This window comes from Gordonia sp. WA4-43, from assembly GCF_020520305.1.
Taxonomy (GTDB): domain Bacteria; phylum Actinomycetota; class Actinomycetes; order Mycobacteriales; family Mycobacteriaceae; genus Gordonia; species Gordonia hongkongensis.
The window spans coordinates 4,192,213-4,206,724 of sequence record NZ_CP084736.1 but is presented as its reverse complement, the minus strand read 5'-3'; the positions used below and the strand labels follow the sequence as shown (position 1 = coordinate 4,206,724).

General features: G+C 68.1%; 15 protein-coding genes. 5 read left to right on the top strand and 10 right to left on the bottom strand.

Annotated elements, in window-relative coordinates; translation table 11 throughout:
• Nucleotide 1 precedes the first annotated feature (1 nt).
• Nucleotides 2-475 carry a DUF1772 domain-containing protein gene (locus LEL84_RS19085; RefSeq protein WP_226512503.1) on the bottom strand — a complete coding sequence of 158 codons (474 nt, stop codon included), beginning with the start codon at nucleotides 473-475 and terminating at the stop codon, nucleotides 2-4.
• Between the two features lie 117 nt (nucleotides 476-592).
• Between LEL84_RS19085 and LEL84_RS19080 the strand changes: the two genes are divergently transcribed.
• Together LEL84_RS19080 and LEL84_RS19075 are read left to right on the top strand one after the other, a co-directional pair.
• Nucleotides 593-1,903 carry a hypothetical protein gene (locus LEL84_RS19080; protein WP_226512502.1) on the top strand — a complete coding sequence of 437 codons (1,311 nt, stop codon included), beginning with the start codon at nucleotides 593-595 and terminating at the stop codon, nucleotides 1,901-1,903.
• A 218-nt stretch (nucleotides 1,904-2,121) separates the two neighbouring features.
• Nucleotides 2,122-2,886 carry a lytic transglycosylase domain-containing protein gene (locus LEL84_RS19075; protein ID WP_226514360.1) on the top strand — a complete coding sequence of 255 codons (765 nt, stop codon included), beginning with the start codon at nucleotides 2,122-2,124 and terminating at the stop codon, nucleotides 2,884-2,886.
• Between the two features lie 135 nt (nucleotides 2,887-3,021).
• Here the strand turns inward: LEL84_RS19075 and LEL84_RS19070 are convergent, their stop codons facing one another.
• The 4 genes from LEL84_RS19070 to LEL84_RS19055 form a co-directional block, all read right to left on the bottom strand.
• The gene (locus LEL84_RS19070; RefSeq protein WP_078111960.1) at nucleotides 3,022-4,314 is read right to left on the bottom strand and encodes a M18 family aminopeptidase; all 1,293 of its coding nucleotides are present in this window, start codon (nucleotides 4,312-4,314) and stop codon (nucleotides 3,022-3,024) included.
• Nucleotides 4,315-4,328: 14 nt separating this feature from the next.
• Nucleotides 4,329-5,009, bottom strand: a complete 681-nt coding sequence (gene purQ, locus LEL84_RS19065) for a phosphoribosylformylglycinamidine synthase subunit PurQ (RefSeq protein WP_058251220.1) — start codon at nucleotides 5,007-5,009, stop codon at nucleotides 4,329-4,331.
• A gap of 10 nt (nucleotides 5,010-5,019) precedes the next feature.
• Nucleotides 5,020-5,259, bottom strand: a complete 240-nt coding sequence (gene purS, locus LEL84_RS19060; protein WP_010844201.1) for a phosphoribosylformylglycinamidine synthase subunit PurS — start codon at nucleotides 5,257-5,259, stop codon at nucleotides 5,020-5,022.
• A gap of 95 nt (nucleotides 5,260-5,354) precedes the next feature.
• The gene (locus LEL84_RS19055) at nucleotides 5,355-5,837 is read right to left on the bottom strand and encodes a glutathione peroxidase (protein ID WP_137810230.1); all 483 of its coding nucleotides are present in this window, start codon (nucleotides 5,835-5,837) and stop codon (nucleotides 5,355-5,357) included.
• A gap of 126 nt (nucleotides 5,838-5,963) precedes the next feature.
• On the opposite strand from LEL84_RS19055, the gene LEL84_RS19050 reads away from it, so the two are divergent.
• Both LEL84_RS19050 and LEL84_RS19045 read left to right on the top strand, forming a co-directional pair.
• Nucleotides 5,964-6,470 (top strand): MarR family winged helix-turn-helix transcriptional regulator, encoded by a 507-nt coding sequence (locus tag LEL84_RS19050; RefSeq protein ID WP_058251222.1) that lies wholly within the window; start codon nucleotides 5,964-5,966, stop codon nucleotides 6,468-6,470.
• A gap of 133 nt (nucleotides 6,471-6,603) precedes the next feature.
• Nucleotides 6,604-8,151, top strand: a complete 1,548-nt coding sequence (locus tag LEL84_RS19045; protein ID WP_226512501.1) for a DHA2 family efflux MFS transporter permease subunit — start codon at nucleotides 6,604-6,606, stop codon at nucleotides 8,149-8,151.
• Between the two features lie 134 nt (nucleotides 8,152-8,285).
• Here LEL84_RS19045 and LEL84_RS19040 read toward each other — a convergent pair whose 3' ends face one another.
• Nucleotides 8,286-10,454 carry a S9 family peptidase gene (locus LEL84_RS19040; RefSeq protein ID WP_226512500.1) on the bottom strand — a complete coding sequence of 723 codons (2,169 nt, stop codon included), beginning with the start codon at nucleotides 10,452-10,454 and terminating at the stop codon, nucleotides 8,286-8,288.
• Entirely contained in the window at nucleotides 10,454-11,350 is an 897-nt protein-coding gene (locus LEL84_RS19035; protein ID WP_137810234.1) for a phosphoribosylaminoimidazolesuccinocarboxamide synthase, read from the bottom strand. The genes LEL84_RS19040 and LEL84_RS19035 overlap by 1 nt, the downstream gene beginning before the upstream one ends.
• 89 nt (nucleotides 11,351-11,439) lie before the next feature.
• On the opposite strand from LEL84_RS19035, the gene LEL84_RS19030 reads away from it, so the two are divergent.
• Nucleotides 11,440-11,727 carry a SelT/SelW/SelH family protein gene (locus tag LEL84_RS19030; RefSeq protein WP_058251226.1) on the top strand — a complete coding sequence of 96 codons (288 nt, stop codon included), beginning with the start codon at nucleotides 11,440-11,442 and terminating at the stop codon, nucleotides 11,725-11,727.
• 198 nt (nucleotides 11,728-11,925) lie between these two features.
• Here the strand turns inward: LEL84_RS19030 and purB are convergent, their stop codons facing one another.
• From purB to LEL84_RS19015, 3 genes are all read right to left on the bottom strand, one after another.
• A complete protein-coding gene (gene purB, locus LEL84_RS19025) occupies nucleotides 11,926-13,353 on the bottom strand; it encodes an adenylosuccinate lyase (RefSeq protein ID WP_058251227.1) in 1,428 nt (475 codons plus the stop codon).
• Between the two features lie 63 nt (nucleotides 13,354-13,416).
• Nucleotides 13,417-13,818 carry a hypothetical protein gene (locus LEL84_RS19020; RefSeq protein ID WP_065631490.1) on the bottom strand — a complete coding sequence of 134 codons (402 nt, stop codon included), beginning with the start codon at nucleotides 13,816-13,818 and terminating at the stop codon, nucleotides 13,417-13,419.
• A 99-nt stretch (nucleotides 13,819-13,917) separates the two neighbouring features.
• Nucleotides 13,918-14,511, bottom strand: coding sequence for a TetR/AcrR family transcriptional regulator (locus LEL84_RS19015; protein WP_171011670.1), 594 nt, complete (start codon nucleotides 14,509-14,511; stop codon nucleotides 13,918-13,920).
• Nucleotide 14,512 lies beyond the last annotated feature (1 nt).

Here is a 14,512-nt window from a genome sequence, read left to right as displayed (position 1 = left end):
GTCACCCCACGGTCAACCCGACGACGAGCACCGCCGCCGCAGCGGTGGTCAGCACGGACCGCACGATGTTCCACGGCACCCAGACGGCGGTGAACCGCGTCCAGACCCGCACCGCCTCGTCGCCGCCGACAACACCCGCGGCGTCGAGGCGGTCATTGGCCGGGACGTTGACGACCATCGTGATGACGACACCGAGCGCGGTCAGGACCGTCGCGGTCAGGACCCACCATCGGAGCCCGGAACCCCACGAGGTCCAGACGGTCAGCGCGCCGAACACCACGCCGCCGCCGAAGACCACCGCGAAGAGCGGGTTGAGGATGGCGCTGTTCATCCGCTGCATCGCCGCGACCGCGACGTCGGCGCCGGCCCGGGTCAGGCCGGGGATCACGGCATAGCCGAACCCCGCCAGTACGCCGGCACTGAGGCCGGTGGTCACGACCGTCAGGGTCACCAACACATCACGCAACAGGTCCATGGGAACAGTCCAGTGCCCTGCGGGCGCGAAAACCATGACCGGACCGGCGAATTTCCTGCTCCACCGTCCGGCTCCCGGCTCCGGAGCGGCCACCACCGTCATGGTTGACTCTTACCCATGTCCTCTCGCTCCCGCGTCCGGGCCCTGTCCGCGCGTCTGCCCTTCGGCATCGGGACCGTCGTCTTCGCCCTGTGCGCCGCGCTGGTCGTGACCGGCGGCGTGGTGCTGGCGAGCGGCACCGCCCAGACCGACGACGGCGACTACGCCTACGGCGAGCTGCGCGGCTACGAACGCGAACCGGGGACCGCCTGGACGATCGTCGGGCAGGAGGATCTACCGGACTACTCCGGCGAGGTCACCATCGAGATCGCCGACACCTCCGACGAGGGATGGCTCATCACCTACCCCTCCGGGCTGGGGCGCTCGTTCGTGATGGTGGACCGGCGATCGGGAAACCTGCTGTGGGACAGCCCCATCAACGCGGGGCAGGGCGACTGCGCGGTCAACGAAGCCGGCCAGGTCGGGTGCGCGGTACAGCTCGGCACCCCACTCGAGGACGGCTTCTACCTCGTCGACGACGCCGGCATCCCTACCCGCACCGCCGAATACCTGGACACCAAATCGGTGGAGGGCCTCGGCAACAACTTCCTGCGCGTCAACCGGGTCGGGCACCAGGTCACCCTGAACACGCCGGCCGGCAACGGCATCTGGGCTCGGACCTTCGCGGCGCCGGTCGTCGGTATCGAGGTCACCGGCGACACCGTGGTCATCAGGACCGCCGACGCCAGCGAGCACCTGGTCAACCCCGCCACCGGTGAGGACCGCATCGGTTGCGATCAGTGCAGCATCAAGCTCTACCCGACCGGGGTGACCGTCGACCACCAGACGCACGGCGAGGAGAAGGTGGTCACCTACGCCACCGTCAACGGCCGGGTGGACGCCGATCCGGTCGCCGAGGCCGACGGTCTGAGCGTGCTGCCCGGGCCGTCGACCCTCCCGGTCCTGAACGCGGCGAACCTGGTCTTCGCCGCCGAGGGACAGTACGAGGTCCGCGACCCGGCACGTCCCGGGGCGCTGTGGCAGATCCGGGACGGCGAACTGTCCAAGGCCAATGCCATCGCGTGCGGGTCCCTCGTGAACTTCGGCCGCCTGGACGGTTCGCGGACGACCTACGCGCTCGCCGAGGGCACGCACATCGGCAGCGGACCGCCGCCGGGACCGCAGCAGCCGATCCTCGCCAACCCGCGGTGCGTCGGGTCCAGCGGCACCACCATGGTCGTCGTCAACCAGGGCCTGCTGACCGGGCTCACCCCGGCGAACACCGCGGCCTGGGAGCGCGGCCTGTCCTCCCCCGGACTCGTGCGGGTCGTCGACGGATACATCGTCGTCAGCGAGGGCAGCACCCTGTCGATGCTCCGCCCGAATTGACCCCGCCGTTCCCCTGAACCCGAGGGTCTCAATCCCTCTTGTGGGCCGTTTCACATGCCGCGCCGAGCTCCCGGCCTCACCTGCAGAGACACGAATCGGTGGCGGTGTCCAGACCTGAATTGATCACGACAAGGTAACGCTTTGCTCACGGCCGCGTGTACGGTCGGCTCGGTTCCGCAAGCACGAACCACGAGATGTACACGCGAGGTCGATCAGTTTTGGGTAAGCACTCCAAGCCACGGAAGAAGTCACGCACACCGCTGTGGGCCACCGCCCTGCTGCCGGTGGGCGTTCTGGCCGGCGCGGCGACCGCCGGGGCCGAACTCTCCGGCAACACGCTGGCCCCCACTCCGGTGTCCGCGCCGCAGGTGACGTCCGAGGTCCCGACCACGCCACCGTCCGTGACGCCGGCTGTGAAGGCCCACCCGCTGGCACCCACTCCGCCGCCGCCGCCGGTTCGGCCGGCCAGCGTCACCACCGGTGCGGTCCCGGTGACCAACTACGACGCGTATGAGGCGGCCGCGAAGTCCGTCACGAGCACCCACCCGCGCTGCGGCATCGACTGGAAGGTCATCGCCGGGATCGGCCGGGTCGAGTCCCACCACGCCGACCAGGGCAACGTGAACCCCGACGGCGTGCTGCGCAGCGCGATCTTCGGTCCGCGCCTCGACGGCTCCCTCGCGGGCAACCAGGTCGTCGGTGACACCGACGGTGGCGAACTCGACGGCGACCCGGTCTACGACCGCGCGGTCGGCCCGATGCAGTTCCTGCCGTCGACGTGGAAGATGTACGCCGCCGACGGCAACGGTGACGGCAAGTCCGACCCGCAGAACATCTTCGACGCCGCGCTGACCACCGCGAACTACCTGTGCGACGACGATCTCGACCTGCGCGACTCGTCCTCGCTGGTGACCGCCGTCCTGCGGTACAACAACTCGATGGAGTACGTGAACAAGGTCCTCGGTTTCGCCCGCGAATACTGATCCCGCTGCCTCACCAGGACACTTCGTGACGCGCCCTCCGCAAGCTCCGGGCGCTCCTCAGGGAGCAGTAGGCGACGCTCGCAAGCTCGCTCCTCAGGGAGCGAGGTGAGGCGCTCGACGGCTCGCGCGTCGTTCCTAGCCCTGCGTCAGAAACGCTTGCAGCGCAGCCGAATACATCGGCACGTCGTCGGCACCCATGAGCTCGCGCGCGGAGTGCATCGCGAGCTGCGGCGCGCCGACGTCGATCGTCGTGAGCCCGGTGCGTGATGCCGTGATGGGCCCGATCGTCGACCCGCACGGCAGATCCGCGCGATGGACATATCGCTGCATGGGGACGCCCGCGGCGTCGCACGCGAGCGCGAAGACGGCCTCTCCCACCGCATCCGACGCATAGCGCAGGTTCTGGTTGACCTTCAGCACCGGTCCGCCGCCGATCGAGATGCGGTGACCGGGTTCGTGCCGCTCGGGATAGTTCGGGTGGGTCGCGTGGGCCATGTCGCCGGACAGGCAGATGCTCGCGGCCATCGTCTGGAGGAAGTCCGCGCGTGATCCGCCGCGCGCGAGCACGATTCGTTCGCAGATCGACCCCAGGAAGTCCGAGGCGGCACCACGCTCGGAACCGCTGCCGACCTCCTCGTGATCGAACAGCACCAGCATCTTCGTGTGCGCCGACGAGCCGGCGTCGAGCAGCGCGCGCAGACCCGTGTAGCAGGTGCCCTGGTTGTCCAATCGCGGTGCGCTGAGCAGGTTTCCGTCGGCTCCGATGATCGCCGACGGCGCGACGTCGTGGGTCATGAGTTCCCAACCGAGGAGCGCGTCCGGGTCGATGCCCGCGTACTCCGACACCCAGCCGAGGACGTCGGGGACGTCGTCGCCGATCCCCCACACCGCGTTGACGTGCCGTTGTGGATCGAGCGACACGCCCTTCCGGTCCTCGGACAGGTGGATGGCGAGTTGGGGTACCCGCACCACCGGTTCGGTCACATGAACCAGCGTGTGCGCCACCGAGTTCCCCGATCGGTACGCGAGGCGGCCGGAGAGGCCGAGATCGCGGTCGAGCCAGGAATTGAGCCAGGCGCCGCCGTAGGGTTCGAGGGCGACCATCGCGACTCCGGCCGACGAGCGGTCGGGATGCTGCTTGAGCCGCAGGTTGGGGCTGTCGGTATGTCCGCCGACGATGCGGAAGGTGCCGGTCTGCCCGGTCTCCCAGGCGATGATCGAGCCGCCACGGATGACGTAGTGCCGCGCCGACGGGGCGTCGAGGCCGGCATCCGCCCACGGCTGATCCTCGAACAGCCTTGTGTACCCGGCACTTTCGAGTTCGCGGGCCACCGTCGCGCAGACGTGGAACGGCGACGGCGAGGCGTCGACGAACTCGCCGAGGCCGCGTGCGGTCGCGCTGGTCGGAATCCTGGCGGACGCACTCATCGACGAACGCGCATTCACGCCGAGGCGAGGACCGAGTCGATCGCCGAGTAGAACAGGCCGAGGCCGTCGTCGCTGGGTCCGGTGAGCGGCTCCGTGGCGTGCTCGGGATGCGGCATCAGGCCGACGATCCGCCCGTTAGGGCTCGAGATACCGGCGATGTCGAGGGACGAACCGTTCGGGTTCCGCTCGGGGAACCGGAACACGACGAGCCCCTCACCCTCCAGCTCCTCGAGCTTGCGCTGCGAGGCCACGTAACGTCCTTCGCCGGACTTGAGCGGGATGAGGATCTCCGCACCCTGCTCGAAGCGGGTCGTCCAGGCCGTGGTGTTCGACTCGACGCGCAGCCACTCGTCGCGACAGATGAAGTGCAGGCCCTCGTTACGGGTCAGGGCACCCGGCAGCAGCCCGGCCTCACAGAGCACCTGGAAACCGTTGCAGATACCCAGGATCGGCATCCCCTTGCCGGCTGCCTCGACGACGGATCCCATCACCGGAGCGAAGCGGGCGATGGCCCCCGCGCGCAGGTAATCGCCGTAGGAGAATCCGCCGGGGACGATGATCGCGTCGACGCCCTTCAGGTCGGCGTCGCCGTGCCACAGCGCGACCGGCTCGGCGCCGGCCAGCCGGACCGCGCGGGCGGCGTCGACGTCGTCGAGGGTGCCGGGGAAGGTGATGACCCCGATGCGTGCTGTCATGTGCTGCTCTCTACTCCGCGACGCGCGAGACGTTGAAGTTCTCGATGACGGTGTTGGTCAGCAACTCCTCGGCGATGCGCTCCAGCGTCGTGTCGTCGACCGTGTCGTCGACCTCGAGCTCGAAGCGCTTGCCCTGACGGACGTCGCCGATCCCGCTGAACCCGAGCCGGCCCAGGGCGCCGACGATGGCCTGCCCCTGCGGGTCGAGAATCTCGGCTTTGGGCATCACGTCGACCACCACTCGCGCCATGGACCGCTCCTCAATGTCTGCTGGTCGGTTGTCGCCTGACCGGTGTTCTCCCGATCAGTTCACGCCGGTCAGCTTACCGGGTGCACCAAATCGGGTCAGAGCACGGATTCGATGGCGGCGACGACCGTCGGATCGGTCGGCTCGGTGCGCGGACGGAAGCGGTTGACCACCTCACCGTCGGCGTTCACGAGAAACTTCTCGAAGTTCCACTGGATGTCGCCGGCCTCCCCGTCGGCGTCGGCGTGCTGGGTGAGTTCGGCGTAGAGCGGGTGACGCGCCTCGCCGTTGACGTCGGTCTTCTCCAGCAGCGGGAAGGTCACCCCGTAGGTCGCCGAGCAGAAGGTCGCGATCTCCTCGGCGGTACCCGGCTCCTGCCCCATGAACTGGTTGCAGGGCACTCCGACGACGGTGAGTCCCTTGTCTCCGTACGTCTTGGCGAGTTCCTCCAGGCCGGCGTACTGCGGCGTGAGGCCGCACTTGCTGGCGACGTTCACCACGAGCAGCGGTCCGCCGAAGTCCTTCAGCGAGACGTCGGAGCCGTCCAGAGCGGTAACGGGGATGTCCTTGATGTTGGCCATGGCTGCCAGATTAGACGGCGCCCGCGCCGCCTTCGGGAGACCCGGGTCACAGGTGCCGCCACGGTATGCGCAAGGTCACCGTTAATTGCGTTTCGGCAATAGTTGCATTCGGGTTAGCATCTTTCGGTGTCCGGAGAATGCAGGTCGAACAGCGGCGCCGACGAGTCGGTGAACGCTGCGTCGTCGGCGCTCAACGCCTTCCTCGAGCGGCTCATCGATCTGAGCCGGCCCGAGGCGCTGGAGAGTCTGGCGGCAAGCGAGGTCACGTTCTCGCAGCTCCGGATCCTCTCCACGCTTGCATGCCAACCCGGGCCGATGCCGGTCAACGCGATCGCCGATCACGTTCAGCTGTCCCTCGCGGCCGCCGGCCGGACGGTGGACAAGCTGGTGACCGGAGGTCTCGTCGACCGTCGAGAGGACCCGTCCGACCGTCGGGTCAAGCGCATCTCCCTCACCGACGCGGGCCGGCGCTACCTCGAGACCCATCTGGCCGTGAAGCGCGGGACCATCCGACACTTCGTCGCCAACCTGCCCGCAGACATGCGCGACAACCTCTGCGCGGCACTGCGTCCCATCGTCGACGACGGCGTCGACCATTTCTGTCTGCCCACCGACGGGCGGCAGGCCTCATGACTCCTCTCTCCTGCCTCGTCACTCCCTGATCTCTGACCACCGACCCTCACGGGTCGAACGAGCCCCACAGACTCCTCTGCCGCGGATGGCCGCGCGCACGCCCATTTCTCGCCCGACCGATAGGAACACGCGAATGACCTCATCCACAGGTGGCCATCTGCACGACGGCCCACCCGACACCAAGCTGGACCGCCACGTCCTGCTGGTCGCCGGCGTGGTCGTGCTCGGCGCGATCATGTCGATCCTCGACGTCACCGTGGTGGCGGTCGCCCAGAACACCTTCCAGCAGGAGTTCGGCACCGACGCCGCGGGCGCCGCCTGGACCGCGACCGGCTACACCCTCGCACTGGCGGCGGTGATCCCGTTGTCGAGTTGGGCGGCATCGCGTTTCGGCACCAAGCGCGTCTACCTCGTCTCGCTGGTCCTGTTCACGGTGGGTTCGGTGTTGTGCGCGCTGGCGCCGAACATCGGCATGCTCGTGGCCTTCCGCGTCATCCAGGGACTCGGCGGCGGCATGCTGATGCCGATCGGCATGATGATGCTGACCAAGGCGGCCGGTCCCGAGCGGGTCGGTTCGGTCATGGCCGTTCTCGGTATCCCCATGCTTCTGGGTCCGATCTCGGGCCCGATCCTCGGCGGCGTCCTCATCGAGCAGCTGAGCTGGCACTGGATCTTCCTGATCAACGTCCCGATCGGCATCATCGCGCTGGTCTTCTCGTGGATCGTCCTGCGCGATGACGCGGAGACCAGCCGCCCCTCGATCGACGTCGTCGGTCTGTTGCTCCTGTCGCCGGGGCTCGCGTTGTTCCTGTTCGGTATCTCCTCGAGCGCCGAGCACCGCACGTTCGTCACGGCATCGGTTCTGGTGCCGACCATCATCGGTGCCATCCTGATCGTCGCTTTCATCGTGCACGCCCTGCGCAAGAAGAACCCGCTGCTCGACCTGCGGCTCTTCGCGAACCGCACACTGAGCATCTCCGTCACCACGATGGTGCTGTTCATGGTCGCGTTCTTCGGTGCGGCGCTGCTGTTCCCGCAGTACTTCATCGGCGTGCGCGGCGAGTCCACGTTGACCGCCGGTCTGCTGCTGGCCCCGCAGGGCATCGGCGCCATGCTCACCATGCCGATCGCCGGCCGTCTCACCGACAAGATGGGTCCGGGCAAGTTCGTGCTCGGCGGCATCGTCCTGATCGTGCTGGGTCTGAGTACGTTCATGTTCCTCGGCGCCGAGACCTCGTACTGGCTGATCTGCGGTTCGCTGTTCGTGCAGGGCCTCGGCATGGGCATGACGATGATGCCGATCATGTCCGCGGCTCTCGCAACACTCAGCAACCCGCAGGTCCCGGACGGTTCGACGCTGCTGAACGTCATCCAGCAGTCGGCCACGTCGATCGGTACGGCCGTCATCTCGGTGATCCTGGCCAGCAGCCTGGCGAGCCGACCCGAGGCGGGACTGGCGATCATGGCGAACACCTCCGACGATCCGCTGCCGCCGGGCGTGCCGAACCCGTTGCCGGAGTCGTTCTTCGAGACCGCGGCGGACGTGTTCTCGAGCACGTTCACCATCTCGGTGGTCCTGATCGTCCTCACCCTGATCCCCGCGTTCTTCTTGCCCCGCAAGAAGATCGCGTCGCCTCTCACCGAAGAGGACATGGACCGCGGTCCGATCATGATGCACTGATCATCTCCTGCTGATCGCAAACCAAAGCCCCACCGACTCCCGGGTCGGTGGGGCTTTGTGGTTTCGACAAGCTCAACCAGCGGAAGGGTGAGCTCAACCAGCGGAAGGTGAGCTCAACCAGCGGAAGGGTGAGCTCAACCGGCGGGAGTATCGAGCGCGCCCGACTGCTGCAGGATCCACGCGATCTCGAACGCGACCTCTTCCCACTGCTTGTAGCGTCCGCTGACGCCGCCGTGGCCGGCGGACATCTCGGTCTTGAGCAGTACCGGGTTGTCCGACGTGGTCTTCTCCTGCAGTCGCGCAACCCATTTCGCCGCCTCGGTGAACAGCACCCGGGTGTCGTTGAGCGAGGTCAAGGCGAGGATCGGCGGATACGGCTTCGCGTCGACGTTCTCGTACGGCGTGTAGGTCTTCATGTACTCGTAGACCTGCGGGTCGTGCAGCGGGTCACCCCACTCGTCCCACTCGATCACCGTGAGGGGCAACGACGGATCGAGGATCGAGTTCAGCGCGTCGACGAACGGCACCGACGCCAGGATCCCGTTGAACAACTCGGGCGCGAGGTTCGCGACCGCACCCATCAGCAATCCGCCGGCGGACCCGCCCTCGGCGACCATCTGCTGGGGTGTCGTCCACCCGGTGTCGACGAGATGCCGTCCCGCGGCCACGAAGTCGGTGAAGGTGTTCCGCTTGCTGAGTTCCTTGCCGTTCTCGTACCAGTAGCGCCCCATCTCCCCACCGCCGCGGATGTGGGCGAGGACGAAGACCATGCCGCGATCGAGCATCGACAGTCGCGCCACCGAGAAGTACGGGTCGATACTCGCCTCGTAGGAGCCGTAGCCGTAGAGGAGCAGGGGCGCCGGCTTGGCGGCGTCGGTTTCCTTGCGCCGCACCACCGACAGCGGAATCCGGGTGCCGTCCTCGGCAACGGCCCACTCCCGCGACTGCACGTAGTCGGCCGGGTCGTAACCGCCGAGCACCGGCTGCCGCTTGAGCAGGGTCCGCTCGCCGGAGGCGACGTCGAGCTCGAACAGTTCCGCCGGTTCGATGAAACTGCCGTATCCGATGCGGAGCCTCGGGGCACGCCATTCCGGGTTGGCGCCGAGGCCCGCGGAGCTGAGCTCCTGGTCGAAGGTCACCTCGCGGAAATCCGATTCGACCGGGATGCCGTCGATCTGCCGCAGATCGGCGATGGCGAGACGCGGCAACGCATCTCGGCGGTAGGACAGGACCAGGTAGTCGGCGAAGGCGTCGAGGTCCTCGATCCGGCGCTGCGGGTCGTGCGCGATCAGCGGACGACGGTCCGAAGGGTCGGCGACCGGCGCGAGGTCGATGGCGAAGTTCTCCGCCTTCTGCCCGTCGCGGACTTCGTTGTGCACGATGACCAGATAGTCCTCGCCGCCGATGACGGCGTGCTCGACGCTGTACTCGACCCCGTCGACCCGCGGTGCGACGCTGCGGAATTCGCCGGTCGGGTCGTCGGCGGCGAGCAGGTAGCTCTCCGAGGTGATCTTGGACCCGACGCCGATGACGAGGTATTTGTCGCTCCGGGTGGTGCCCATCCCGACCCAGAACCGCTCGTCGGGCTCGTGGAAGACCTTGACGTCGGCCGTCCCGGCACCGATGTCGTGGCGCCACACCGTGTCCGGGCGCCAGGCGGCGTCGACCGTCGAGTAAAACACGTGCCGGGCGTCCGCCGACCACACCGCACCCCCCGAGGTGTCGCGAACCTCGTCGGGGAGGAGTTGCCCGGTGCGAAGGTCCTTGACGCGCAGGGTGTATCGCTCGTCCCCGACGATGTCGATGCTGTAGGCGAGCCAGTTGCCGTCGTCGCTGACGGTCAGCGCCCCGAGACTGAAGAAATCGTGACCCTCCGCCTCGACGTTGGCGTCGAGCAGGATCTCCTCGCCGGGCAGCGGGTCGTCGCCCACCTCTGGCGGGGTCCAGTCGTCCTCGGACCGGATCGGGCAGCGGCACGATGTCGAGTACTGCTTGCCCTCATGGGTTCGCCCGTAATACCAGTGCCGCCCGCGCCGGTTGGGCACCGACATGTCGGTTTCCTTGGTGCGGCTCTTGATCTCGCCGAAGATCTGCGTGCGCAGGTCCGCCAGCTGCGCGGTGTGCGATTCGGTGAAGGCGTTCTGCGCCTCCAGGTAGGCGATGACCTCCGGATCGTCCTTGTCGCGCAACCATTCGTAGTCGTCGACGAAGGTGTCGCCGTGGTGGGTGCGTTCGGTGGGCACCTTCTTGGCCACCGGCGCGGTGACCGGCGCTGCGTTCATGATGGTCTTCTCGTCGGTCATCAGATCACCTCTGCGTCGGGCCAGTCCGCGAAGGACTTTCGCGAGATCCATTCGTAGGCATCGATATAGCGCTGCCTCGTGCGGTCGACGACGTCGTCGGGCAACGGCGGCGGCGCTTCATCGGAGGCCCGGTCCCACCCGGATTCGGCACCGGTGAGCCAGTTTCGCACGATCTGCTTGTCGAAGCTGGGCTGCACCTTGCCGGCCTCGTAGGTGGCGGCCTCCCAGTACCGCGACGAGTCGGGGGTGAGCACCTCATCGGCCAGGACGAGTTCACCGTCGGCCCCGCGGCCGAACTCGAATTTGGTGTCGGCCAAAATAATTCCGCGCTCGGCGGCGACGGCGGCGCCGCGGGCGTAGATGTCGAGGGTGGCCGATCGTAGCGCCTGCGCCAACTCCTCCCCCTCCTGCTCGACGACCCGCTCGAAACTGATGTTCTCGTCGTGCTCACCCTGCTCGGCCTTGGTGGCCGGCGTGAAGATCGGTTCGGGGAGCTTGCTCGCCTCCGCCAGTCCCGCCGGCAGTTCGACGCCGCACACCGACCCGGTCGCCTGGTAGTCGAGCAGGCCCGAGCCGGTCAGGTAGCCGCGGGCGACGCATTCGACCTGCACCATCGGCAGTCGACGGACCACCATCGACCGGCCCACGACCGACGCCGGGATCCGTTCGTCGGTGGGGCCGCCGGCCAAATGGTTGGGCACGCCGAGCTCGTCGAACCAGTAGAAGCTCATCGCGGTGAGGATGCGCCCCTTGTCGGGGATCGCGGGACTGAGGATGTGGTCGTAGGCCGAGATCCGGTCGGACGCCACCAGCAGCAGGGTGTCGGCGTCGATCTCGTAGATCTCGCGGACCTTCCCCGACGCCAGATGACGGTAGGACTGCAGTTCAGGACGCATGGACTCGACCCTAGAGGGTGAGGTGACCCCGCGGGGCGGCAGGGACCACCCGCCCGGCCGTGGGCCCCGGGTTCTGCGATCCTGGACCGATGAGCGAGCCGCACATCACCATCACCTACTGCACGCAGTGCAACTGGCTGCTGCGGGCGTCCTGGATGGCCTCGGAACTGCTGAACACCTTCGGCACCGAGATCGGCTCGGTGACCCTCGTCCCCGGCACCGGCGGCGTGTTCGTCATCGACGTCGACGGCACCCAGATCTGGGAACGCAAGCGCGACGGCGGCTTCCCCGGTGCTCCCGAACTCAAGCGTCGCGTGCGCGACACCGCGCTCCCGGATTGGAACCTCGGGCACTCCGACGTCTCGACCCCCGAGTGACAGAGCCGACCTTCTGCTCCCTAATCCGAAAGGAGCGACCCCATTGCTCCCTGAGGTGTGAGGAGCGATAGCGACGAGCCACGAAGGGCCTGGTGAGACACGTTGCGGAGCCCTTCGTGGCTCGCTTCGCTCGCACCTCAGGGAGCAGGGGGTAGCAGGCACTCCGACGTCAGCGCGCCGGAGTGAGATGGCGGAGAGCTACAGAATCGGCGCCGGCGAGTAGCCCGCGGCGTCGGGGTACTGCCCGATGATCTTCTCCGCGGCCGCGATGACGTCGGCGACCTGCTGTTCGGCGGCACCGACGAAGGCCGTCTTGTCGGCCAGCAACGCGTCGAGCTGCGCGCGGTCGAGCGGGATGCGGTCGTCGGCGGCGAGCCGGTCGAGGAGGTCGGGTTCGCGTCCCTCCTCCCGCATGGCGAGCGCGACCGCGACCGCGTTCTCCTTGATCGCCTCGTGCGCGGTCTCCCGCCCGACGCCGGCGCGCACCGCGGCCATCAGGACCTTGGTGGTCGCGAGGAACGGCAGATAACGGTCGAGCTCGTTGGCGATCACGGCCGGGTAGGCACCGAACTCGTCGAGAACGGTCAAGAAGGTCTCCATCAGTCCGTCGATCGCGAAGAACGCGTCGGGCAGGGCCACACGACGGACGACCGAGCAGAAGACGTCGCCTTCGTTCCACTGCGCGCCCGCCAGTTCGGCGGCCATCGAGCCGTATCCGCGGAGTACGACCGCGAGCCCGTTGACGCGTTCGCAGCTGCGGGTGTTCATCTTGTGCGGCATCGCCGAGCTGCCGACCTGACCGGGCTGGAAGCCCTCGGTGACCAGCTCGTGGCCCGCCATCAGCCGGATGGTGTGGGCCAGCGACGACGGCGCGGCCGCCAGCTGCACGAGTGCCGACACCACGTCGTGGTCGAGCGACCGCGGATAGATCTGGCCGACCGAGGTGAACGAGCGGGCGAACCCGAGGTGGTCGGCGACCCGGCCCTCGAGGTCGGCGAGCTTCACCGCGTCGCCACCGAGGAGGTCGAGCATGTCCTGCGAGGTGCCCATCGGCCCCTTGATCCCGCGCAGCGGGTAGCGGTCGATGAGTTCGCGCAACCGGGTGAGCGCGATCATCAGCTCGTCGGCGGCCGAGGCGAACCTCTTGCCGAGCGTGGTGGCCTGGGCGGCGACGTTGTGACTGCGTCCGGCCATCACCGTCGACGAGTAGTCGGCGGCACGCGCGACGATGCGCGCCAGCACCGCCACGCCGTGGGCATGGACGTGTTCGAGCGAACGCAGGATCTGCAGCTGCTCGACGTTCTCGGTGAGGTCGCGGCTGGTCATGCCCTTGTGGATCTGCTCGTGGCCGGCCAGGGCGTTGAACTCCTCGATCCGGGCCTTCACATCGTGGCGGGTGACCCGTTCACGTTCGGCGATGGAGGCGAGATCGACCTGGTCGACGACGCGTTCGTAGTCGGCGATGGCGTCGGCCGGTACATCGATGCCGAGGTCGCGCTGCGCCTTGAGGACCGCGATCCACAGTCGCCGTTCGAGCTCGATCTTGGTGCTCGCCGACCACAGTTCGGCGAGATCGGCGGAGGCATAGCGGCTGGCCAGGACGTTGGCGATGACGGGCTTCGACACCCGGTCAGTGTAGGTCGCGGCCGTCGCGATCCTCAAAACCCGGCGAGGGCCGAGCACACACCGTCAGAACGCGATGCACGCCCCGTTGGACCCGTAACCCTGTCGCACGCGGACGAACGTCGGCGCCGACACCTTCCCGTTCTGCACGGCATACAGGTACTTGTCACCGGTCCGGTGTGGGACCCACGTGGTCGAGGCGAGCGCACCCTGAGGCAGGTCGCGGCCCACGAAACGCGGCGGCAGACCCGCCTTGACCTCGAAGAACTCGACCCAGCCGGACGAGTTGACCGCCACGGTCAGCGGATAGGTGCAGCCGGTGCCGTAGACCGCCGAGGAGAACGGGATCGACGCATCGACCCGCCCGGCCGGCGCCGCCTGCGCCGTCGGGGCGACGAACGCCGTGGCCCCCATGACCGCCGCGCCGAGCGCGGCCCCTACTCCCACCATCCATCGTCTCGCTGACACGCGATCCCCTTCCCCGTCGGTGGCCTGACGCCCCATCGTGTCATCGCCGCGTCCACCGCACGGTGAGTTCGCGAGGTTCGGCCCGGACACCCCGTCCGGTCACTCCCGCGGGGCGAGGACGTCGACGACGTCGAGCAGCGCGTCGCGCACCGCGTCGACCGGCCGCACCGCGGTCTGGGACAACGCTCCCACGATGGCTCCGTCCTCGATGCCGATCAGTTGCGCGATGTGCGCCGGATCGGCGACCCGGTGCGACTTCACCAGGACCTCGCAGTGGTGGAACGCCAGCGATTGTCCCCGACTCGCGACGACCTCGCGCAGAAGCGGATACCGCGCCGCGAGCGCGATCATCTCGTACCGCGCGGACAGCTGCTGGAGGGTGGTGTCGGAACCGACGAAGACGTCGGCGAGGGCACCCGCCGTCGCCGTGCTGCCCCGGTGCCGGCGCGGAAGAGCGTTGCAGCGGGCGGCGACTGCGGTCTCGTCGTGCGCGCACAGATTGGCGGCGGCCTCGGCCATCAGGTCGTCGAGGGAACCGAAGTAATAGGTGGTCGACGCCAGCGGTAGTTGCGCGCGCTCGGCCACCGCGCGATGACGCACTGCATCGAAGCCTCCTTCGAGCAGCAACTCGCCGGCAGCCTCGATCAGTCGAGACCGCCGCCGCGCACCCTTCGGTGTCGCCGCCGAGGTCATC